Annotated in this window: 22 protein-coding genes and 1 tRNA gene; 11 read left to right on the top strand and 12 right to left on the bottom strand. The window is 72.2% G+C overall.

The features are described 5' to 3' along the window. Positions 1–61: 61 nt before the first annotated feature. From O7607_RS13845 to O7607_RS13835, 3 genes are all read right to left on the bottom strand, one after another. Complete coding sequence (locus tag O7607_RS13845) at positions 62–523, bottom strand: RidA family protein (protein ID WP_269703609.1); 462 nt, start codon at positions 521–523, stop codon at positions 62–64. Positions 524–528: 5 nt separating this feature from the next. Beyond that, entirely contained in the window at positions 529–684 is a 156-nt protein-coding gene (locus O7607_RS13840; protein ID WP_013289021.1) for a DUF4177 domain-containing protein, read from the bottom strand. Positions 685–746: 62 nt separating this feature from the next. After that, entirely contained in the window at positions 747–1,187 is a 441-nt protein-coding gene (locus O7607_RS13835; protein WP_269703608.1) for a hypothetical protein, read from the bottom strand. Between the two features lie 335 nt (positions 1,188–1,522). On the opposite strand from O7607_RS13835, the gene O7607_RS13830 reads away from it, so the two are divergent. The 3 genes from O7607_RS13830 (at position 1,523) to O7607_RS13820 (ending at position 4,354) form a co-directional block, all read left to right on the top strand. Continuing rightward, positions 1,523–2,104, top strand: coding sequence for an Rv0361 family membrane protein (locus tag O7607_RS13830; RefSeq protein ID WP_269703607.1), 582 nt, complete (start codon positions 1,523–1,525; stop codon positions 2,102–2,104). Positions 2,105–2,176: 72 nt separating this feature from the next. Beyond that, entirely contained in the window at positions 2,177–3,151 is a 975-nt protein-coding gene (locus O7607_RS13825; RefSeq protein ID WP_269703606.1) for an ArsA-related P-loop ATPase, read from the top strand. 54 nt (positions 3,152–3,205) lie between these two features. Then, complete coding sequence (locus O7607_RS13820; RefSeq protein WP_269703604.1) at positions 3,206–4,354, top strand: ArsA family ATPase; 1,149 nt, start codon at positions 3,206–3,208, stop codon at positions 4,352–4,354. Between the two features lie 9 nt (positions 4,355–4,363). Here the strand turns inward: O7607_RS13820 and O7607_RS13815 are convergent, their stop codons facing one another. Then, positions 4,364–4,684 carry a WhiB family transcriptional regulator gene (locus O7607_RS13815; RefSeq protein ID WP_269703603.1) on the bottom strand — a complete coding sequence of 107 codons (321 nt, stop codon included), beginning with the start codon at positions 4,682–4,684 and terminating at the stop codon, positions 4,364–4,366. A 404-nt stretch (positions 4,685–5,088) separates the two neighbouring features. On the opposite strand from O7607_RS13815, the gene O7607_RS13810 reads away from it, so the two are divergent. Continuing rightward, positions 5,089–7,524, top strand: coding sequence for a transglycosylase domain-containing protein (locus O7607_RS13810; protein WP_269703602.1), 2,436 nt, complete (start codon positions 5,089–5,091; stop codon positions 7,522–7,524). A gap of 76 nt (positions 7,525–7,600) precedes the next feature. Here O7607_RS13810 and O7607_RS13805 read toward each other — a convergent pair whose 3' ends face one another. Continuing rightward, positions 7,601–8,056 (bottom strand): GatB/YqeY domain-containing protein, encoded by a 456-nt coding sequence (locus tag O7607_RS13805; protein WP_269703601.1) that lies wholly within the window; start codon positions 8,054–8,056, stop codon positions 7,601–7,603. Positions 8,057–8,081: 25 nt separating this feature from the next. Here O7607_RS13805 and O7607_RS13800 point away from each other — a divergent pair, with 25 nt between their 5' ends. From O7607_RS13800 to O7607_RS13780, 5 genes are all read left to right on the top strand, one after another. Continuing rightward, a complete protein-coding gene (locus O7607_RS13800; protein WP_269703600.1) occupies positions 8,082–8,975 on the top strand; it encodes a metallophosphoesterase in 894 nt (297 codons plus the stop codon). Positions 8,976–9,106: 131 nt separating this feature from the next. Next, a tRNA-Pro gene (locus tag O7607_RS13795) sits at positions 9,107–9,183 on the top strand. Between the two features lie 104 nt (positions 9,184–9,287). Continuing rightward, a complete protein-coding gene (locus O7607_RS13790; RefSeq protein ID WP_269703599.1) occupies positions 9,288–9,800 on the top strand; it encodes a hypothetical protein in 513 nt (170 codons plus the stop codon). A gap of 52 nt (positions 9,801–9,852) precedes the next feature. Beyond that, positions 9,853–10,527, top strand: a complete 675-nt coding sequence (locus O7607_RS13785) for an HAD family hydrolase (RefSeq protein WP_269703598.1) — start codon at positions 9,853–9,855, stop codon at positions 10,525–10,527. 76 nt (positions 10,528–10,603) lie between these two features. After that, positions 10,604–11,707 (top strand): calcium:proton antiporter, encoded by a 1,104-nt coding sequence (locus O7607_RS13780; protein WP_269703597.1) that lies wholly within the window; start codon positions 10,604–10,606, stop codon positions 11,705–11,707. Between the two features lie 120 nt (positions 11,708–11,827). Here O7607_RS13780 and O7607_RS13775 read toward each other — a convergent pair whose 3' ends face one another. After that, positions 11,828–12,301, bottom strand: coding sequence for a hypothetical protein (locus O7607_RS13775; RefSeq protein ID WP_269703595.1), 474 nt, complete (start codon positions 12,299–12,301; stop codon positions 11,828–11,830). A 109-nt stretch (positions 12,302–12,410) separates the two neighbouring features. Between O7607_RS13775 and O7607_RS13770 the strand changes: the two genes are divergently transcribed. Then, positions 12,411–13,700 (top strand): MFS transporter, encoded by a 1,290-nt coding sequence (locus O7607_RS13770; RefSeq protein WP_269703594.1) that lies wholly within the window; start codon positions 12,411–12,413, stop codon positions 13,698–13,700. Positions 13,701–13,789: 89 nt separating this feature from the next. Here the strand turns inward: O7607_RS13770 and O7607_RS13765 are convergent, their stop codons facing one another. From O7607_RS13765 to O7607_RS13745, 5 genes are all read right to left on the bottom strand, one after another. Next, the gene (locus O7607_RS13765) at positions 13,790–15,532 is read right to left on the bottom strand and encodes a bifunctional metallophosphatase/5'-nucleotidase (protein ID WP_269703593.1); all 1,743 of its coding nucleotides are present in this window, start codon (positions 15,530–15,532) and stop codon (positions 13,790–13,792) included. Positions 15,533–15,998: 466 nt separating this feature from the next. Continuing rightward, entirely contained in the window at positions 15,999–17,264 is a 1,266-nt protein-coding gene (locus O7607_RS13760; RefSeq protein WP_269703592.1) for a hypothetical protein, read from the bottom strand. 1 nt (position 17,265) lies between these two features. Then, on the bottom strand, positions 17,266–17,778 hold the full coding sequence (locus tag O7607_RS13755; protein ID WP_269703591.1) for a SigE family RNA polymerase sigma factor: 513 nt from the start codon (positions 17,776–17,778) through the stop codon (positions 17,266–17,268). 84 nt (positions 17,779–17,862) lie between these two features. Then, on the bottom strand, positions 17,863–18,477 hold the full coding sequence (locus O7607_RS13750; protein ID WP_269703590.1) for a histone deacetylase: 615 nt from the start codon (positions 18,475–18,477) through the stop codon (positions 17,863–17,865). Positions 18,478–18,489: 12 nt separating this feature from the next. Beyond that, complete coding sequence (locus O7607_RS13745; RefSeq protein WP_269703589.1) at positions 18,490–19,269, bottom strand: phosphodiesterase; 780 nt, start codon at positions 19,267–19,269, stop codon at positions 18,490–18,492. 177 nt (positions 19,270–19,446) lie between these two features. On the opposite strand from O7607_RS13745, the gene O7607_RS13740 reads away from it, so the two are divergent. Further along, positions 19,447–20,904, top strand: a complete 1,458-nt coding sequence (locus O7607_RS13740) for a GGDEF domain-containing protein (protein WP_269703588.1) — start codon at positions 19,447–19,449, stop codon at positions 20,902–20,904. 144 nt (positions 20,905–21,048) lie between these two features. Here O7607_RS13740 and O7607_RS13735 read toward each other — a convergent pair whose 3' ends face one another. After that, positions 21,049–22,110 carry an aspartate-semialdehyde dehydrogenase gene (locus O7607_RS13735; protein WP_269703587.1) on the bottom strand — a complete coding sequence of 354 codons (1,062 nt, stop codon included), beginning with the start codon at positions 22,108–22,110 and terminating at the stop codon, positions 21,049–21,051. Positions 22,111–22,113 lie beyond the last annotated feature (3 nt).

The following is a 22,113-nucleotide window of genomic DNA, read 5'->3' as shown; positions in this document are numbered from 1 at the left end:
CCGTCTGGGGCTTCTGCCGGGGCCGCAACCGCAAGATCGCGGGCTCAGCGGCGGGCGAGTGTCACGCGACCTCGACGATGACCTCTACCTCTACCGGGGCGTCGAGGGGAAGCTCCGCCACGCCTACGGCGCTGCGGGCGTGGCGGCCGGCCTCGCCGAACACGGCGCCGAACAGGTCGGAGGCACCGTTGATCACGCCGGGCTGGCCGGTGAAGCCGGGTGCGCTGGCCACGAAGCCGGTCAGCTTCACGACCTTGACCACGTTCTCCAACCCGACCAGCGCGTCGATCGCGGCGAGCGCGTTGAGCGCGCACCGCTGCGCCAGGTCCTTCGCCTGCTCGGCCGAGACGCCGTTGCCGACCTTCCCGGTGGCGAGCAGCTTGCCCTCGGCCATCGGCAGCTGGCCGGAGACGTAGACGTGCTGCCCGGACTGGACGGCCGGCACGTAGCTCGCCACCGGCGGCACCACCTCGGGCAGGTCGAGGCCGAGTTCGGCGAGCTTCGCGTGGGGTCCGTTGCTCATCCGGGTCAGCCCTTCGGACGCTTCAGGTACGCGACGAGCTGCTCCGGGTTCGGGCCGGGGACCACGGAGACCAGTTCCCAGCCGTCCTCGCCCCAGTTGTCGAGGATCTGCTTGGTCGCGTGGACCAGCAGCGGCACCGTGGCGTATTCCCACTTCTGCATCGGAGGAGGGCTCCCTTGCCTGACTTGGACTTCGGTCAGGCACAGCCTACGGTCCGCCGCCGTCACCAGGACGCGGGACGCGGCTCCGGCGCCGGCGGCGGCTCGCCGCAGGGCCCCTCGTGCTCGAAGCGCTGCGGACACCGGCTGCGGTCGGGCAGCAGCAGGTCGCAGAAGACCCGGTGCCTGTTGTTCTGGTCGTCGGCGGTGGAGACGGTCGTCTCGCCCGCGTCCAGCTCCACCAGGAAGCCCAGCGAGGTGGCCACGGTGCCGGCGAGCGCGGTGGCCGCCGCCAGGTCGGGCACCCGGACCTGGAGGTGGATGACGTAGCCGGGTTCGTCCTCGTCCCGGCCCTTCCCGCCGGAACGGGGAAGCGTCCGGACCAGCTCGGCCGGAGGGCCGTAGGACCGCTCGTTGAACGGCGCCCCCGGGCTCTCGACCTCGCCCGGTCGTCCGGCCCGGTCACCGGGGAACTGGGCTCGAGGACTGTTCTCCGCGTCGCGCATCCGTCGCCTCCGGGCGTCGTACCTGTTCACCAACACCGCCATCCGGCTCGGAGCCGTCCCCGGCCCGGCTCTCCGCGTCGGGGACGAACGTAGGTGCTGCGGCAAGTCCCGGCAACGGGACGCGCACGCCTCATCACGTCCAGTCACATTTGCGACACAACCCCGGTCGGGAACGCGGTGGCCGCCTCCGTCCGGCGGGGCGCGTACGCGGGGCTGGCAAGCGCCCCGCCGACCGATACCCTTCCGGACTGGACGCGTGCCGACGCGCGCCCGCCCACCTCGACCCGTGCCCGTCGCCTGGGGCGGCGACGGGATCCGCAACCCGGGGGAGACAGATGACCCAACCGCCCGCCGGTGGGGACACCGGCACGTCCGGCGACCCGAATCCGCAACCACCACCGCCCACGGGCGGCGTGCCGCCGGGACCCGCACCCGCAGCCGGTCCGCAGGCGTATCCGTCCGACACACCGCCGCGCAAGCGACCGGCGGTCCTGATCGCCTCGCTGGTCCTGGCCGCCGCGGTCCTGCTCTGCGGCGGTGGGGGCACTGCTGCGTTCCTCGCGCTGCGCGACAGCGAGGACGGCCAGGGCGCGAAGGAGCCGCAGGTAGCTGTGGACGGCTTCCTCAAGGCCGTCTACCAGGAGCGCGACCCCGGTAAGGCGGCCACGTTCGTCTGCTCCGCGTCCCGCGACGACGAGAAGATCGCCACCAAGGTCGCCGAGGTGCAGAAGTACGTCACGCAGTACCAGAACCCCCGGTTCCGCTGGCCCACACCGACTGTCGACAACCAGACCGGGGACCGCGCCACCGTCTCCGCCCGGGTGACCATGACCACCGCCGACGAGAAGGTCGCCGAGCAGGCGCTGCGCTTCACGGTGGTGCGGAAGACGGGTTGGTGGGTCTGCGAGGTCGGCTGATCCCACCGGCCGGACAGGGCTGATCCCACCGGCCGGACAGGGCTGGTCCCAACGGCTGGTTAGGCTCGACGGGTGGCAGCGAGTGAGCAGCCGGCCGAGTTCGCCGGCAGATGGCCGGCCCGCCTGCATGTGGTGACCGGCAAGGGCGGCACGGGAAAGACGAGCGTGGCCGCCGCGCTGGCCCTCGGCCTGGCCGCCGGGGGCCGGCGCACCCTGCTGGTCGAGGTGGAGGGCCGGCAGGGCATCGCCCAGCTCTTCGGCACCGACCCGCTGCCGTACGAGGAGCGCCACCTCGCCGACGCGCCCGGCGGCGGTGAGGTGCGGGCACTGGCGGTGGACGCCGAGGAGGCCCTCCTCGAATACCTGGACATGTTCTACAAGCTCGGCGCGGCCGGCCGGGCACTGCGCAAGCTCGGCGCGATCGACTTCGCCACCACGATCGCGCCGGGCCTGCGCGACGTGCTGCTCACCGGCAAGGTCAAGGAGGCGACCACCCGGACCAGCGGGTCACGCCGGACGTACGACGCGGTGGTGCTGGACGCGCCGCCGACCGGGCGGATCGGCCGCTTCCTCAACGTCACGGCGGAGACCGCCCGACTGGCGAAGGTCGGCCCGATCAAGACCCAGAGCGAGGGCGTCTCCGCGCTGCTCCGGTCGCCGATGACCGCTGTGCACGTGGTCACGCTGCTGGAGGAGATGCCGGTCCAGGAGACGCTCGACGCGGTCGCGGAGCTGACCCAGCTCGGTTTCCCGGTCGGCCGCGTGATCGTCAACGGCGTCCGCCCGCCGGTGCCGGCGGGCCGCGCGGTGACGGCGGCCGAGCTGAAGCGCGGGCTGGCCGCCGCCGGCCTGCCGACCGACGGCCCGACCGTGGCCGGGCTCGTCGAGGAGGCCCGCGACCAGCAGGTACGCCGTGAGCTGGAGGACTCCCTGCGGGGTGACCTGGTGGACCTGGGCCTGCCCCTGGTCGAGCTGCCGCTGCTGCCCGAGGGCGTCGACCGGGCCGGGCTGGAGACGCTCGCGGACGCCCTCGTCCGGGCGGATTGACTCACACCTGCGGCCGGCACGGAGCAGAGAGGCCCTCGGGACCGATACGCTCGATTGGTGCCTTCCGAAGACGCGGCGCCTCCGCTTGACGTCGACCAGATCCTCGCCGACGACGGCGTACGGATCGTGGTCTGCTGCGGGGCGGGCGGCGTGGGCAAGACGACCACCGCCGCGGCGCTGGCCTTGCGGGCGGCCGAGCGGCACGGCCGGCGGACGGTGGTGCTCACCATCGACCCGGCCCGCCGGCTGGCCCAGTCGCTCGGCCTGACCGAGCTGGACAACACACCCCGCCAGGTCAAGGGCATCGACGTCGAGGCCGGCGGCGGCGAACTGCACGCCATGATGCTCGACATGAAGCGCACGTTCGACGACGTGGTGCTCCAGCACACCGACCCGGCGAAGGCCGCGGAGATCTTCGCCAACCCCTTCTACCAGGCCATGAGTTCCACCTTCGCCGGCACGCAGGAATACATGGCGATGGAGAAGCTGGGCCAGCTGCACGCCCGGGGCGAGTGGGACCTGATCGTGGTGGACACGCCGCCGTCGCGGTCCGCGCTCGACTTCCTGGACGCGCCGGCCCGGCTGTCCCGGTTCCTCGACGGCCGGATGCTGCGACTGCTGCTGGCTCCGGCACGCAGCGGTGGCCGGAGCATGTTCAGCCTGGTCACGGCGAGCTTCGGGATGTTCTCCAAGGTGGTGCAGAAGGTGATCGGCGCCCAGCTGCTCACCGACCTGTCCGGCTTCGTCGCCGCCCTCGACTCGATGTTCGGCGGGTTCCGGCAGCGCGCCGAGCAGACGTACCGGATCCTCCAGGCCCGGGAGACGGCGTTCCTGCTGGTCGCGACGCCGGAGCCGGACGCGGTCCGGGAGGCCGCCTACTTCGCGGGCCGGCTGCGCGAGGAGCGGATGCCGCTGGCCGGGCTGGTGCTCAACCGGGTGCACCGGCCGGCGGCGGGCCTGTCCGCGGCGGAGAGCCTGGCCGCCGCGGAGCGGCTGGCCGGCGAGGGTGGGCACGAGGGCACCGTCGAGGTGTTGCGGGCGCACGCCGCGCTGGCCCAGCAGGCGGTACGCGAGGAGCAGGTGGCGGCCCGGTTCACCGAGGCGTTCCCGGCGGTGCCGTCGGTGTCGGTGACGGCACAGCCCGCCGACGTGCACGACGTCGACGGGCTGCGGACGATCGGCGAGGCGATCAGCCGGAACTGACCGGAGCGGTCAGGTGGCCGTGGTGACCAGGATCTTGTCCTTACCGGACTTCTCCTTGGCGTTCTTCTTCATGGCCGCCTCGAACATCTTGCGCCAGCTGGTGACCTGCGGGTGACGGCGCAGCAACGCCCGGCGCTCGCGCTCGGTCATGCCACCCCACACGCCGAACTCGATCCGGTTGTCGAGCGCGTCGGCCAGGCACTCGTACCGAACTGGGCAGCTCCGGCAGATCCTCTTCGCCACGTTCTGTTCGGCGCCCTGTACGAACAACGCGTCCGGGTCTCCGTTCTGACACGCCGCCAGTGACGGCCAGTCAGTGATCATGCCCATCTGTACACGTCCCCCCTTGCAGTACCTACCGACTTCGCGCGAGCAGCCCTCGTACATCCCCCCGGTCGTTCGTGCCGGCCTCCCCAGGGCGGCACGAACGACACATGGCTGCGGTCGCCGCCACCATCATGCTGTGTAGTCGCCCGATTACGCAACGTTGTCGGCGAAATCCATCATTCCGGACACTCCCGGCTTCCCGGGCTTTCGCCCCGCGACTACCCCGCCCGAGTACGTGAAAACGCTGCGCCGCTCCCGGAGTTTCGGCCAGACTTCCGCCGGATCTCACGCAACCTCGGACCAGGGCTCGTGCGTTTAGCACAACGAGGCCGGCGCGTGCAGGAAATGGGGAAAGTTCCCCGCGCGCCCGCCGTTCCCTACTCGCGTACCCTGTCGAGGTGACCTGGATGCGGAAACGTGACCACAACGTGCTGACCAACGCCGCATCGCTACTGATCTGCGGCCTGTTGGCCGGAGTGGTGGTCGCTGCGGCGGCCTTCCCCGCGGTGGCGATGACCGGACTGGCCGCGAAGGCCGGCTCGGAGACATTCGGCGCACTGCCCAAGGAGTTGACAGTCGCCCGGTCGCCGCAGATCACCAGGCTGCTCGCGGCCGACGGCAAGACCGTGCTGGCCACGATGTACGACGAGAACCGCAAGGACGTCAAGCTCAAGGACATCTCGCAGTACATGCAGAAGGCCATCATCGCGGCCGAGGACCACGACTTCTACAAGCACAACGGCGTGGACCTCAACGGTGTCGCCCGGGCGTTCGTCAACAACCAGGCCGCCGGCTCCTCCCGGCAGGGCGCGTCGACACTCACCATGCAGTACGTCCGGCTGGCCATCTCCTACTCGGCCACCCACCCGGCCGACGTGGTCGCCGCCACCGAGGACACCAGCGCCCGCAAGCTGCGCGAGATGAGCCTGGCGCTCCAGATCGACAAGGAGCTCTCCAAGGACGAGATCCTGGAGCGCTACCTGAACATCGCCGCGTTCGGCAACGGCGCGTACGGCATCTGGGCGGCCAGCCAGGTCTACTTCAACAAGCCGCCGAGCAAGCTCGACATCCAGGAGTCGGCGATGCTCGCCGGCATGGTGAAGGCCCCCACCGCGTTCGACCCGACCACCCCCGCGGGCTACCCCGAGGCGGTCGGCCGGCGCGACTACGTCATCGGCAACATGGTGCAGATCGGCGCGATCACCCAGCAGGAGGCGGACGCCGCCAAGAAGATCAAGCTCGTCGTCAAGGGCAAGCGCACCCCGAACGGATGCACCCAGACCACCACCCGCTCCTGGGGCTTCTTCTGCGACTACCTCTACCGCTGGTGGCTGCAGCAGGAGACGTTCGGCGCCACCTCGTACGACCGTGAGCGGCGGCTCAAGAGCGGCGGCTACACCATCGTCTCCACGCTCGACGTGCAGGCGCAGAAGGCCGCCGACAAGGCCGTCCGCAAGAAGCTGGGCGAGAGCAGCAAGGCGGCCCGGATGGTGGCCGCGGTCGAGCCCGGCACCGGCCGGGTCCGCGCCGTCGCCGTGAACCGCAACTTCAAGCTCGACGACCCGGCCGACCCGCAGAACAAGATCTCCAGCGACCCGAAGAAGGCCGCGAAGAAGATCCGGGGCAACTACCCCAACACGGTGAACCCGCTGATCACCGGTGGCCCCGGCATCGCCGGCTACCAGGCCGGTTCGACCTTCAAGATCTTCACCCTGGTGGCCGCGTTGGAGAAGGGCTACCCGCTCAGCTACAGCATCAACGCGCAGCCGGTCTTCAAGTCGGACTACCCGGTCGAGTTCAACTCGCCGGCGGCCTGCCCGGGCACCAACAAGTACTGCCCGAAGAACGCCAACGCCTCGATGGCCGGCCCGCACACCATGTGGAGCGGCTTCGGCTTCTCGGTCAACACGTTCTTCATCGACCTCCAGCAGCGGGTCGGCGCGGAGAACGTGGTGAAGGCGGCGCAGAAGCTCGGCATCTCGTTCCGCTCGTCCGGCGACGCGCAGCTCGCCGCCAACCCGCACCAGTGGGGCGCGTTCAGCCTCGGCGTCTCGCAGACCACGCCGCTGGAGCTGGCGAACGCGTACGCGACGCTCGGCGCCGACGGCAAGTACTGCGAGCCGATCCCGGTGCAGGAGATCCGTGGCCCGGAGGGCGAGAAGCTCGACGTCGCCAACCCGCGCTGCGAGCAGCGGGTCAGCACCGAGGTGGCCCGGGCCGCCGTGGACGCCGCCCGCTGCCCGGTGGGTGACCGCTCCTCCACCTCGAAGTGCGGCACCGCCACCGCCGGCAACGTCCGCGGCATCGTGGACGCGCCGGTGGCCGGCAAGTCCGGCACCACCGACTCGGAGAAGACCTCCTCGCTGGTCGCGATGACCAAGCAGTACGCGGTGGCCGGCATCATGGCCGACCCGGACTGGCCGCAGACCACCCAGAAGATGGGTCACGACACCCCCACCGGCATCAACCCGGCGGTCTACGAGACGCTGCGGGACGCCATGAAGGGCAAGGACCGGAAGAACTTCACGCCACCCAGCGGCAAGATCGTCATGGGTGACCAGCGGTCCATCCCGGATGTGAAGTGCGCGTCCGTCGAGAGCGCGAAGTCCCGGCTGAAGGGTGCCGGCTTCGACCCGGTGGTCTCCAGCAACAAGGTGCCGTCGGAGTGCCCGGCGGGTACCGCCGCCGGCACCAGCCCGAACGGGCGCACCATCAAGGGTGGCGTGGTGATGATCGAGGTCAGCTCCGGCCAGGGCACCCCGGAGCAGGGCGGCACCGCGACACCGGACCGGCCGGGTGGGCCGGGCGGGGGTAACGGCAGACCGGGACGACCGGGGAACTGACCCCGGACAGCAGACAGCGACGGCCACCTCCCACGGGAGGTGGCCGTCGTTGTCTCCGCGCTACGGAAGGCGCCGGTCAGAGACCGAGCTGCCGGCGTACCTCGGCGGCCACCCGGCCACCCTCGGCCCGGCCGGCCACCGCGGCCTGGGCCGCCTTCATGGCCGGGCCCATCTGCGCCTTGCCGGTGAAGCCGCCCGCGGCCAGCGCCCCCGAGACCAGCTCGGCCAGCTCGTCGTCGGAGAGCTGCTTGGGCAGGTAGCGCTCCAGCACCTCGCCCTCGGCGGTCTCCTTGCCGGCCTGCTCGGCGCGCCCGGCGTCGGCGAACGCCACTGCCGCCTCGCGGCGCTTCTTGGCCTCCTTGGTCAGCACGGCGAGCACCTCGTCGTCGCTGAGCTCGCGCTTTTCCCGGCCGGCGACCTCGGCGGTGCCCACGGCGGCCAGGGCCATCCGCAGCGTGGAGGTGGTCAGCTCGTCGCGCGCCTTGAGTGCGGCGCGCATGTCGGCGGTGAGACGGTCCTTCAGCGTGCTCATGGACGGTGAAACTACCCTGAACGCCATGCGAAAGCGCACACTATTCCGGCTCGCGGCCGGAACCGTCGCCGTCGGCGCGGCCACCCTGGCGTACGCGTCGCTCATCGAGCGCAACATGTTCACACTCCGCCGGTACGACGTACCGGTGCTCCCGACCGACGCCGAACCGCTGCGGGTGCTGCACCTGACCGACCTGCACATGATGCCCGACCAGCGACGCAAGCAGGACTGGGTGGCCTCGCTGGCCGCGCTCGACCCCGACCTGGTCGTGGTCACCGGGGACAACATGGCGCACCCGGAGTCGGTGCCGGGCGTGCTGCGCGCCCTGCAACCACTGCTCGACCTGCCCGGCGCGTTCGTCTTCGGCTCCAACGACTACACCGGGCCGGTCTTCAAGAACCCCTTCACCTACTTCCTGCCCGACCGGGAGTACACCGACGGCGTGCCGCTGCCGTACGAGGAACTGCGCGACATCCTCACCGGGGCCGGCTGGGCCGACCTGAACAACGCCCGCACCACGCTCAAGGCCGGTGGGCGGGAGATCGAGCTGGTCGGCGTGGACGACCCGCACATCGAACGGGACGACTACGAGGCCGTGGCCGGCCCGGTCAGCGCCGACGCGGCGCTGTCGATCGCGGTGTCCCACTCCCCCGAGCCCGTGGTGCTGGACCGGATGGCCGCCGACGGCTTCGGCCTGATGCTGGCCGGGCACACCCACGGCGGCCAGGTCTGCGTGCCCGGGTACGGCGCGCTGGTCACCAACTGCGGCCTGCCCCGGTCGATGGCGCGCGGGCTGCACCGGTGGCCCGGCTCGGATTCCTGGCTGCACGTCTCCGCCGGCCTCGGCACCCATCCCACCGCCCCGATCCGCTTCGCCTGCCCGCCCGAGGCGAGCATCCTGACCCTGATCCCCCGCTGACCTCCCGGCAGATCTTGGTACGCGGCCGCCCCTCGGAGGGCCGTTTCGTACCAAGATCTGCCGGGTGCGCGGGGCGGGGGGTACCGAGTTTGACCGAGCGGGCGGGTGGGCTACTATTTGTCGGCACGCCTCGGGGTGTGGCGCAGCTTGGTAGCGCGCTTCGTTCGGGACGAAGAGGTCGTCGGTTCGAATCCGGCCACCCCGACCAGAGGTAAGAGGGCACATCCGATCGATCGGATGTGCCCTCTTGTGCATTCCCAGGAGGGCAGGTCTGTCGTCTGGGTTCAAAGCTTCCACGACGAAGGCGGCGCGATGACTGGTCGGCATCATGCGACTGTCAGCCCTGGGCCGCTGTTCGACTGGATCGCCCGGTCCCGGCTGCGCGTCGTCCTGTTCTGCCTGACTGGTGCCGGTCTTGTCGCCGGGGGAATCCTTCAAGCACACCGTACTGACGTCCGTATCCGCCAACTCGTGGCGACCGGCGAACAGGTCCAGGCGGTGACGGAGGGATCCAAGTTCGGCGATCATGCCAGGTATGTGATTCACGGCCGAACCTGGAACGTCCCCTTGGAAAGTGCCTGGGGTAACGGGCCCGGCTACTGGCGGGGTGAGGACGTCACCATCTATGTGTCGCAGAACGACCCGCGGCTCGTCTCGACCAGGGACGGCTATGTGACCAGCAGCGTGCAAACTCACGCCCCGTACCCGCTGATCGGGGCCGGGGTGATCGTCATGCTGCTTGCTGGGCCAGGGCTTGCTACATGGACAGCTCGCACGACTCCGGCCACACCGACCAGGGGCAAGGGGCCAGATCCGAGCATCTGACGTGCCCTCTGTCGTTCCCGGACGACGAGCACCGTCGCAGTAGGATCCCGCCATGCCACGGCCGGTCGTCTTCGACCTCTTCCACACCCTGGTCCACGGCGCCGACGACGAGCGGGACCGGGTGGTCGGCGAGATGGCGCTCATCGTCGGCGTGGAGCCGGCGGCGCTCGTCGACGCGTACCACGCGACCTGGCGGGACCGCCTCGTCCGCTGGAACGCGGAGGAGACCGTCCGCATCCTCGCCGGGCGCCTCGGCGGCGCGGCGACAGATGAGCAGGTGGCCCGCGCCGCCGCGCACCGGCTGGCGCTCGCCCGCCGGGTGCTGGGCCGCGTCTCGGCCGGAACCCTGGACGTGCTCGACGCGCTGCGGGAGCGCGGGCACCGGCTGGCCCTGATCAGCAATGCCACCTCCGAGACCGCCGAGGCGTGGGCGGCCGGCCCACTCGCCCGGCGGTTCGACGTCGCGGTCTTCTCCTGCGAGGTCGGACTGGCCAAGCCGGACCCGGCGATCTACCGCACCGCCGCGCAGCGGCTGGGCGTCGCACCGGGCGACTGCGTGTACGTGGGCGACGGCGCGGACGGCGAACTGGCTGGTGCGGCGGCGGTCGGCATGACGGTGCTCCGGACGACCGAACACCAGGACACCGAGCCCGGCTGGATCGGAACCGTAATCGCGAACCTCGGTCAGGTGCTCGCCCACGTGGAGCAGCCGGCCTCGATCGAATAGATCGACAGGACTGCCCGAAGCCACCCCGCCACGCGCGGTTGCCCCTGCCTCCTGGCAAAGTGTGCGCATGCCGCCGATGATCCGATCCCGCCTGACCGATTGGACCACCGTCGCGCCCCTGGTCGCCGTGCTCGTGCTCGTGATGACCTGGGGACGGGAGCTGCCCGGCCCTCTCATCGCCGTGGTCGCGGCCCTGCTCGCGGCGGCTGTGCTGGCGGCCGTCCACCACGCCGAGGTGGTCGCGCACAAGGTCGGTGAACCGTACGGGTCACTCGTGCTCGCGGTGGCGGTCACCGTGATCGAAGTCGGTCTGATCGTCACGCTGATGATCAGCGGCGGGGAGAAGACGCAGGCGCTGGCGCGGGACACGGTCTTCGCCGCCGTCATGATCACCTGCAACGGCATCCTCGGCCTGTCGCTGCTGCTCGGCGCGCTACGCCGGCAGGTGGCGGTGTTCAACCCGGAGGGCACCGGCGGGGCGCTGGCGACGGTGGCCACGCTCGCCACCCTCAGCATGGTGGTGCCGACGTTCACCACGAGCCGGCCGGGTCCGGAGTTCTCCCCGGCCCAGCTCGCCTTCGCGGCGGTCGCCTCGCTGGCCCTCTACCTGCTGTTCGTCATGGTGCAGACCGGCCGGCACCGCGACTACTTCCTCCCGGTCACACAGGAGGGCAGCATCCTCGCCGAGGACAAGACCGGCGACGGGCACGCGGAGCCGCCGTCCACGCGTACCGCCCTGGCCAGCCTGGCTCTGCTCGTGGTGGCGCTGGTCGCGGTGGTGGGCGACGCGAAGACGATCTCCCCGGCGATCGAGACGGCGGTCGGCGCCGCCAACCTGCCGCAGGCCTTCGTCGGCGTGGTCATCGCGCTGCTGGTGCTGCTGCCGGAGACGCTCGCTGCGGCTCGGGCGGCCCGGCGGGACCGGGTGCAGATCAGCCTCAACCTCGCGCTCGGCTCGGCCATGGCCAGCATCGGCCTGACCATCCCGGCCATCGCGATCGCCTCGATCTGGCTGGACGGGCCGCTGGTGCTGGGCCTGGGCGGCACCCAGATGACGCTGCTGGCGCTGACCGCGGTGACGGCGGTGCTCACCGTGGTGCCGGGCCGGGCGACTGTGCTCCAGGGTGGGGTGCACCTGGTGCTGCTCGCCGCGTTCGTCTTCCTGGCCGCCAGCCCGTGAGCCGCCGGCCCGCCGCCAGCCCGTGAGCCGCCACGCCGGCCGCCGGCCCGTGAGCCGTCGCGCCGGCCGCCGGCTCGCCGCCAGGACGTGGGCGCGCGGGCCAGAAGGCCAGCAGAACCGTCAGTCCTGCGTCTCCGTGCGCGCCACCTCGGCGAACGCGGCGGTCAGGTACTCGGCGAACGGTCGTCCGGTGACCGCCAGCAGGTCGGCCACCAGCAGCGGGGCGTGCCGGGCGATCGCCGCCGGATCGGGCGGGTTCTCGTCGTCGCCCGGGTCGTAGACGCCGAGCGCGCCGGCCAGCAGCACCAGCAGTACGTGCGGGTCGACGTCGGGCCACCAGGACGCCGCCGACCGGACGCACTGCTCGAGCACCTGCCGTACGTCGTCGCCGTCGAGTCCGTCCGGGTGCCCCTCCTCCAGCAGCAGCCGGACCACGCCGCCGAGCACCAGCCCGGACCGGTCGGCGGCGGCCAGCCGCTCGACAGCCGGGGCGTACGCCTCGGCGTCGCGGGCCTGCGCGGCGCTCACCGCGTCGGTGGCCGTCTCGGCGATCTCGCGGGCCGGTGCGGGCAGATGCCGCCAGGTCGTCGTCACCGGGTCAGCATGGCAGAGCACGTGTGCTCGCTCACCTTCCGGCCCGGCGACCGTTGGCGTAAGGGGTAAACGGGTCGCGGTCGTCGTACCCGCCGAACAGAATCCCAGCATGCTGCGCCGCGCCCTGCCCGCCCGTCCCGAAGCCCGCCGGATCCTGCTCGGCACGTTGTTCTCCGCCGTCGGGCGCGGCCTCACCCTGCCGTTCCTGTTCATCTACCTCACCGACGTACGTGGCCTGACCGACACCCGGGCCGGGCTGGTGATCGGCTGGTTCGGCGCGGTCACGCTGGCTCTCTCGCCGCTTGCCGGAACGTTCATCGACCGGTTCGGCGCGCGCCGGGTGGTGCTGCCGTGCCTGGTGATCGAGGCGATCGGCACCGGCTCGCTGGCGCTCGTCGACTCGACCGCCTCGGCGTTCGGCGTGATGACGCTGGTCGCGGTCGGCAGCTCGGCGATCTGGGCCGGGCAGAACACGATCCTCGCCTCGCTCACCGACGACGGCGAGCGGCAGCGCGTCTTCGGGCTCAACTTCGCGCTGCTCAACCTCGGTATCGGCACCGGTGGCCTGATCTCCGGCGCGGTGGTCGACGTGGCCCGTCCGGTCACCTTCGAGGTGATCTACCTGCTGGACGCGGTGAGCTACCTGACCCCGGCCCTGATCCTGCTGAGCCTGCCGCACGTCGGGCGCCGGCCGGCCGTGGCAGTCGGCGCGAAGGCCGCCGACCGGAGGACCGGCGGCTACCTCACGGTGCTGCGGGACCGGCCGTTCCGCCGCCTCGTCATTTTCGGCCTGGTGCTCACCACCTGCGGGTACGCGCAGATCGAGGTGGGCTTCGCGGCGTACTCGGTGCGGGTGGTCGAGGTGACGCCCCGGGTGGTGGCGTGGGCGCTGGCCGCGAACACCGTGATGATCGTGCTCTCGCAGCTGCTGGTGATCCGGCGGCTGGAGGGGCGCAGCCGTACCCGCGCTCTGGCCACCGTCGGCGCGGTCTTCGCCGGCGCGTGGCTGGTGCTCGGCGCGGCGGGCGTGGTGGGCAGCGGCAACGCGGTGCTCGCGGCGCTCGGCGTGGTGGCCTGCTCGGCGATCTTCGGGTTCGGCGAGACGATGCTGTCGCCGGTCATGCCCGCCCTGACCAACGCGCTCGCCACCGACGAGCTGCGCGGCCGGTACAACGCGATGAGCTCGATGATCTTCGGGATCAGCGGCGTGGTCGGCCCGGTCACCGCCGGCCCGCTGATCGGCGCGGCGAACGGCCGGGTGTGGGTGGCGGTCGTGGTGGGCGGCTGCCTGGCCGCCTCGCTGCTCGCGCTGTCGCTGCGTCCGCTGCTCACCGCCGCGCAGGACGGCCGGTCGACGGTCGCTGCGACGCCGGCGCCCGAGCCCGCGCGGGCGACCTGACAAGCCGGCGGCCTGCGACGAAGCGGGCCGCCGGACGCGAACGGGCCCCGGAGCGGCGCTCCGGGGCCCGTCGGCGATGCGGTCGGCGGTCAGCCGGCCGCGACCTCGGTGGTGGTGCGGATCCGGTCCAGCGCCGGCGGGGAGACCGGCGACTTCTCGGTCAGGTACGCGGCGAAGGCGTCCAGGTCGATCTGGCCGGTCACCGCGTTGGTGCCGCCGGTCAGGACGCTGAAGCCGTCGCCGCCACCGGCGAGGAAGTTGTTCACGGTGACCCGGTAGGTGGCGGTGTCCGTCACCGGGGTGCCGTTGATGGTGAGGCTGCCCCGGACCACGCGGGTGCCGGCGCACGGCGTGCCGGCCGGCGCAGTGGTGCCGTTGACGTCCACGACGTAGTTGACGGTCGAGGACGCGTAGAGCACGCGCGCCACAGTGAACTGCTGCTCCAGCATGCAGTAGAGCTGCGCGCCGGTCAGGTCGAGCGTCACCAGGTTGTTGGCGAACGGCTGCACGGTGAACGCCTCGGCGTAGGTGACCGGGCCGGCGTCGAGGTCGGCGCGTACGCCACCGGGGTTCATGAACGCGGCGACCGCGTTCTGCTCGGTGTCGGTCGCGGCGAGCTGCGCGTCGGCGATCAGGTTGCCCAGCGGCGACTCACCGGTCTGGTACGTCGGCTTGCCGTTGACGTCGACCCCGGTCTGGTACAGGTTCTCCTGCGTCTTGGTGATCGCGGCGGTGGTTTCGCCGACCACCCGGTCGGCCACCGGGCCGAGCGCGGTCTTGTACCGGTTGATCAGCTCGGTCGAGGGCCGATCCGGCTCGACGTCCCGGGTGACCACCACGTTGTTGGCGGACGCGCTCACCACGTCGCGGGTACGCGGGTCGATCTTCAGGTCGATCTGGGTGACCAGGCGGCCGAACGAGCTGGCGCTGGTGACCAGCTTGTTGTTGATGTTGCAGTTGTACGCGGCGTGGGTGTGCCCGCTGACGATCACGTCGATGGACGGGTCCATCCGGTTGGCGATGTCGACGATCGGGCCGCTGAACCCGGTGCAGTCGTTGATGCCGCCGCCGTTCTGCACGCCGCCCTCGTGCAGCAGCACGACGATGCTCTTGACGCCGAGCAGGCGCAGGATCTTGGCGTACTTGTTGGCGGTGTCGGCCTCGTCGGTGAACCGCAGGCCGGCGACGCCCTGCTGGCTGACGATGTTCGGGGTGCCCTCCAGGGTCATCCCGATGAAGCCGATCGGCACACCCTTGACGATCTTGATGCCGAACGGCTGCATCAGCGGCAGGCCGGTGGAGGTCTTGAAGGCGTTCGCCGAGAGGTACGAGAACTTGGCGCCCTTGAAGGGGGTGCCGTCGGCGCAGCCGTCCACCGGGTGGCAGCCGCCACGCTGCATGCGCAGCAGCTCGGCCGCGCCCTCGTCGAACTCGTGGTTGCCGACGCTCGCGAACTCCAGCCCGGCGAGGTTCATCTCTTCAATGGTGGGCTCGTCGTGGAACGCGGCGGACAGCAGCGGCGAGGCGCCGATGAGGTCACCGGCGGCGACGGTGACGGTGCCCTTGCCCTGCTTCTTGGCCTCGGCGCGCATCTTCTTCAGGTGGCTGGCCAGGTATTCCGCGCCACCGGCCGGCTGGCCCTCGATGGTGCCGCTGGACCCGCTCGGCGGCTCCAGGTTGCCGTGGAAGTCGTTGATCGCGAGCAACTGGACGTCGACCGGCTTCGGGCGGGCCTCGGCCTGGTCGGGGGTGACGGCGACCGCGGTGAACGCGGTCGCGGCGAGTGCGGCCAGGCCGACGGCGGCCCGGCGTCGCATCCCGGTGACGGACATGGAACTCCTCGTGAGATGCCGGTATGTGGCGTCCGGGCGATGGTGCGCCCGGCGACCCTGGTCCGTGCCGTGACAGGTGTCGATCGCGGAGGGCGGTACTCGGGGGAACGCCGCCCCGCCGGGGTAGCTTCTCATCCACCGGCCGCCAGGTCGAACGGGGCGGCATCAGGAATCGTCGTTGTCTCGGGCGGCCCGTACCGGTCTGCCGGACGAGTCGGACATGACGGTCAGGTGAAATTCCGCGCGGCGCAGGCTCTCGATGCCTGCCGCCGTCGATGGCGCCGGCCCCCAGGGACAGGGAGCCGGCGCCGACGCTCATGTCACGCGCATTTCCTTGCGCTGGCAACCGTCCCTGCCGGAATCACCCCCTGCCGGTCACCCATCGTCGACCGAACGGTCGTTCACATCCGACGGCCCGGTACATCGAGCGAACTGTCCGAACTCGACTCACTGCCGCGCGTGCCGGTCACCGGCACTGCCAGACCACCGGCCACTGCCGCCCGCTCTCGTCGAACGCTGCGCCGTAGATGCGTCCCGCGTCGTCGAAAAGGATCCTCCACAACTGGCGCTCGCCCGTCAGGCTCCTCGGTATCGGCCGCGCCGTCCCGTCCGGTCCGACCAGGAACCAGCCCTGCCGAGGCGTCGAGACGACCAGCCGCCCGTTCCGGTCGGTGACGACGGTGTCGACCCGGTGGGTGTCCAGGCCGAGGAACACCGTGAGCCGGCCCGTCCGGACGTTCCACTGCGCCGGTGACGACTTCTCGGCGCCGACGCCCCAGACGGTTCCGGCCAGCCAGTCGCCCTGCACCGGAGCGTCCCGTCGGAAGTGCCAACCGGGCGCAGCGGGCTGCACCACGGTGCCGCCGCCCGGCCGGGAGATCCGGATGCCCCCCGCTTCCCGGGCGAGCCTCACGGTGTCGATGACCGTGCCGTCGGACGCCCGGCCGAGGAAGTTGCCGACGTGGTCCGCGACGACCCGTGGCGGAGTCTGCGCCGCGGCGTCCCACCGGACCAGGACCGCCTGGTCGTCGCTACCGACGGCGACTCCCAGGATCTCCCCGGCGGCGTCGACCGAGACCGGCTGGACGTCCCGGTAGCCCTCGGGCAGGGGAAGGTTCCGCACCTGCCCGTCGCGGTAGACCCAGGGCACGTCGGGCCGGTTCTCGCCGTCCCAGCGGTTGCCGACGGCCACACCCGCGGAGTTGATCGCGGTCACGGTGGCCTGGAAGGCACGTGACAACTCCACGAGGTTCGCCTTCCCCCGGTCCCAGATCACCAGGTAGGTGCGGAAACCCTTCTTCCGCCAGTCCCCCACCGGGGAGGTCCCCGCGAGGAACCGGCCGCTGGGGTCCACCGCGCCCAGGCTCGGGAAGTACGCGTCGTCAGGCGTGTCGTACTGCTCGGAGGTGCACTCGGCCGGACTCGCGCTCACCCGTACCCGCACCTGGTCCACGGTGGGCACGGCGCGGGTCTCGGTCGGGCCCGGGGACGGCCGGTCGATGACCTCGTCCATGCCTCGGCCGCTGCCCTCCCGGCCCAGCGCCACCGCCGACCCGAGCCCGATCGCGAGCACCGTCGCCGCCGCGAGGGTGACGGTGAGCCGACGACGCCGCTGTTCGGCCCTGCGCGCGGCGACCACCACCGCCGCCGGATCGACCCGGCTCGGCGGCACGTCGACCCGGGCCAGCACCCGGCGGACGACCGCACCCGCCCGATCCTCGTCCCAGGTCATGTCAGCCTCCCGCTCGGTTGTCGGTGCAGGTCTCCAGATCGAGCCGCTTGCGCAGCTTCGCGAGCCCACGAGAGGTGTGGCTCTTGACGTTGCCGGTCGAGCAGTTGAGCAGGCTCGCCACCTCGGCGACGGGAAGGTCGCAGAGGAAGCGCAGGGTCAGCACGGCCCGCTGGGCCGGTGGCAGGCCGGCCAGCAGATCCTCGACGCCGTCGCGTTCCTCGACGTCCGGCGGCGCGGCGGCCGGTCGATCCGGCGCCTGCGGCAGCAGCCGGATCCGGAACCACCCGCGCCGGCGTTCGTCCAGATAGGTGTGGATCAGAACCCGCCGGACGTACGCGTCGGTGTCGTCCGCCGCGGCCGCCCGCCGCCAGTACCGGTAGAGCTTGGTGAGCGTCGTCTGCACGATGTCGTCCGCCAGGTGCGCGTCACCGCAGATCAGGTACGCGGTGCGGTGCAGCACGGGCAGCCGTGCCCGCACGTACGCCACGTACTCGGTCTCGTCCTCGGCCCGCATACCGCTCCTTCCCGGGACCCTACGGCTGCAAGACGGGCCCGGCGGCGACGGCGGTTGCATCAGGACAAATCGCCACCGCCACCCTCAGCCGGCGCCGACCAGCCTCCGCAACGCGGACCGGGTCCACCGCCCGGCGACCCCCGGCCGGCCCGCCAGGTAGCCGACGGTCTGCGCGGCGTCCCAGCCGTGTGCCTCGCGCAGCCCGCGCGCCAACATCCCGAGGTAGATCGGCGCGGGCCGGGTCCACTGCACCTCCACCGCCCGGTGCGGCGCGGTGAACGTGAGCATCGGCAGGCCCTCGTGGACGCCGACGCGCAGCAGCGTCTCGTACCGGCCCGGCCCGAGCGTCGCCCGCCCGGTCTCGACAGCCGTGCGGATCCCGGCCAGGTCGGCCCCGGGCGGCCGGTACATCTCCTGCGCGGCGATGTCCGCGAACTGCTCGACTGTCACCAGGTAGCCGCGCGCTGCCGCCCGGCCCGGCAGCAGCGGGTCGTAGAACGCCATGCCGCCGGTCCAGGCCCGCGACTCCCCGGCGAAGTAGACGCCGCCGTCGATCAGCACCGGAGCCGTCCGGCGCGGTGGCCGGCGGTCCCGGCAGCCGGGGTACGTGCGCAGCCCGCCCGGTGGACACCCGCCACGGAGGTACCAGTCGAGCCGCGCGGCGTACAGGTTCGAGCCGTACGCGACGTACCAGAGCATCGGCGGCGCGGCTCAGAACCAGCAGGTGCGCCCGGCGGCGTGGCTGACCTGGACGGTGTGCGTCACGCAGCCGCCGTCGGCGATCAGGTGCAGCAGGAAGGCGGTCGGCTCGGCGAGGAACCCCGGCTCCTCGTCGTCGGTCATGGCCAGGCCCACCTGGATCCAGGTGCTCGGCGCGGTGGTCAGCACCGTACCGGCGAACGCGCTCGTGACCTGACGGTGCAGGTGACCCGCGGCGACGCGTACGACATGGGGGTGGCGGCCGATCACGGCGGCGAGCGCGTCGGCGTCGGCGAGGCCCATGGCGTCCATGACGGGTGCGCCCACCGCGACCGGCGGATGGTGCAGGCACACGACGGCGGGCGCGTCGGTACGCCCGGCGAGCACCCCGTCGAGCCAGGCGAGCTGCTCGTCGCCGAGGCGTCCGCCGGGACTGCCGGGGGTGAGCGAGTCGAGCACCACGAGTGTCGCGTCCGGCAGGTCGACGTGGTAGTGCGCCGAGAAGCCACCCGCCAGGTAGGGGGTGCCGCCGAACGTGTCGAGCAGCGACTCGCGGTCGTCGTGGTTGCCGGTCACCAGGTGCACCGGCAGCGGGAAAGCGCCGACGATCTCGCGCAGGGCGAGGTATTCGTCCGGGCGGCCGTTGGCGGTCAGGTCACCGGTGATCACCACGCAGTCGGGCCGGGGACGCAGCGCGAGCACCGTGCCGAGCGCCCGGTGCAGCCCGGACGCCGGGGCGGCCGCGAGCGGGCCGGTGGTCACGTGCGGGTCGCTGAGCTGGGCGATGAGCATCGGCGGCCTCCTCGGGTCCCGGGCCCTCACGCTATCGCCGCGCGCCCTCCTCGCGCAGGCCCGATTCCGCCCACAGGCGGCGTCCACAGCCTGTGGATAGCACATGTGTACGAAGGTCGGCAGCGGTTGCGCTGAGTACGCTTGATCGCGACCCGACCCCCTCCGAGCAGGAACGATGTGGATCACGAGCGAGTCCTCCGCGACGTCACGGTGCGCCTCCCCACGGCGTCCACCGTCCCGGAGGCATGCCAGTGGACCGTCGCCGCGCTCGCCCGGCACACCCCGGCGACCGCCACCGTCCTGCTCCGCGTCCACGACCGTCTGCGCTGCGTCGCCGCCACCGGCGCCTGGCAGGTGTTCTCGCACGTACCGGCCACCGCCGACGGCGCCCCGCCGGGCCGCCACCGGCCCGAACCCTCGGTGGTGCGACGGGTCTACGCCTCCGGCGTCACCGCCGCGGTCCCCGACGTCGGCGCCGACCCCGACTACCTCGAGGTCCGCCCTGACGTCACCGCGGAACTCTGCGTGCCGGTACGCGACCCGGACGGCCACCCGATCGGGGTGCTCGACCTGCAGTGGAGCGAACCGGTCGTGCTCGCCGCGTGGCGGGAGACCGCCGAGCTGGTGGCCGACCGTCTCGGCGGCCGGATCGCCGCGCTCGGCGGGCCGCCGGCCGAGAGCCGCAGCGAGAAGCTGCTCCGGCACGCCGCCGCGTTCACGGCCGCGCCGACCGACTGGGACCTGATGACCGCCGCGCTCGCCGCGGCCCGGGACGTGTCGGCGCTCTCCGCCGCCGTGCTGGTGCTCACCGGCCGGCGCGGCCCGCGCCTCGGCGCGCCCACCGACACGCCGGGCGAGCTGGAGGCGCGGATCCGGGCCGAACTGGCCGACGCCGGACCGGCAGCGCTCGACCGCATGATCGACCGGGCCCACCGGTACGGCTCGGCGTACACGCTGGGCGAGGCGGGCCACCCGCCCACCGAGGAGTACCTGCCGCTGACCCGGGCTGGCGCGCGCACGCTGGTGGCGGTGCCGGTCGGCGCACCGGCGTCCGGCGGGGTGCTGCTGGTCGCCGACGAGCAACGCCGGCGCCCCGACCCGACCACCGTCAACCTGATCGAACTGCTCGCCGGGCAGGCGTGGACCTGCCTGGACCGGCTGCGTACGCTCGCCCGGCTCCGCGAGCAGGCCAGCTCCGACCCGCTCACCGGGCTGCGGCACACCGGCCCGTTCGGGAAGCGGATCGCCACCGCCACGCCGGGGCGTACCGCGCTGCTGGCGATCGACGTGGACGGGTTCAAGGACGTCAACGACACGTACGGCCACCAGGCCGGCGACCGGCTGCTGGTGGGTCTGGCCCGGGCCCTCGAAGGTGCGCTGCGCCAGGGCGACGAGCTGTACCGGACCGGCGGCGACGAGTTCGTGGCGGTGATCGAGGTCAGCCGCCCGGAGGAGGCGGTCCGGATCGCCGAACGGCTCACCGAGGCGGCCCGCCGTACGGGCCGGACGATCAGCGTCGGCGTGGCCCTGCCGCGACCCGGCGAGTCCCCCGAGCGCACCCTGCACCGAGCCGACCAGGCCCTGTACGCCGTGAAGCGCCACGGCCGAGACGGAGTCCACCTCTCGGCAGCCTGACCCGCCCCCCTCTCCCCGCCTCCCCCCGCCCCCGTCTCCCAGCCCGTCGATCATGAAGTTGGCGGCGACAAATCGGGCGGCGATTGCCGTCAGCTTCATGATCGACGGACTCTGGGCGGGCGCGGCGCGGCGCGGGGGCGGGGCTTATGGGCGGGTCAGCTCCTTGGCGAGGAGTTCGGCGATCTGGGCCGTGTTCAGGGCGGCGCCCTTGCGAAGGTTGTCGCCCGTTACGAAGAGGTCCAGGGCGCGGGGGTCGTCCACCGCGCGGCGGATCCGGCCCACCCACGAGGGGTCAGTGCCGACCGCGTCGATCGGCATCGGGAACTCCCCGGACGCCGGGTCGTCGACCAGGATCACGCCCGGCGCATTGCGCAGCACCTCGCGGGCGCCCTCGGCGTCCACCTCGGTGGCGAAGACCGCGTGCACGGCGACCGAGTGGCCGGTCACCACCGGCACCCGTACGCAGGTGGCGGACACCTTGAGATCGGGCAGCCCGAGGATCTTGCGCGACTCGTTGCGCAGCTTCATCTCCTCGGAGGACCAGCCGCCGTCGGCGAGCGAGCCCGCCCACGGTACGACGTTGAGCGCCAGCGGCGCCGGGAACGGGCCCAGCTCGTCGCCGACGGCCTGGCGCACGTCACCGGCGCGGGAGCCGAGCACCCGGTCGCCGGCGATCTTGCCGAGCTGGAGGTGCAGCGCGTCCACGCCGGCCTGCCCCGCCCCGGAGACCGCCTGGTACGACGCGAGCACCAGCTCGCGCAGGCCGTACTCGCGGTGCAGCGGCGCGACCGCCACGATCATCGCCATCGTGGTGCAGTTGGCGTTGGCGATGATGCCCTTGGGCCGGTTGCGTACCTGCTCGGGGTTGATCTCGGTGACCACCAGCGGCACGTCGCGGTCCATCCGGAACGCGCCGGAGTTGTCCACCACGACCACGCCGCGCGCGGCGGCGACCGGTGCCCACTCCGCCGAGACGTCGTCCGGCACGTCGAACATCGCCACGTCGACGCCGTCGAGCGCGTCGGCGGTGAGCGCCTGGACGGTCAGCTCCTCGCCCCGGCACTGCACGCGCCGGCCGGCCGACCGCTCGGAGGCGAGCAGCCGGATCTCGCCCCACACGTTGCGCCGCGAGGAGAGGATCTGGCACATCACCGTGCCGACGGCACCTGTCGCCCCGACCACGGCGAGGGTGGGCAGCGACGCCACGGC

The organism is Micromonospora sp. WMMA1949, from assembly GCF_027460145.1.
Lineage (GTDB): Bacteria > Actinomycetota > Actinomycetes > Mycobacteriales > Micromonosporaceae > Micromonospora.
The sequence above is the reverse complement of the archived record's forward strand: the minus strand, read 5'-3'. Positions and strand labels throughout refer to the sequence as shown.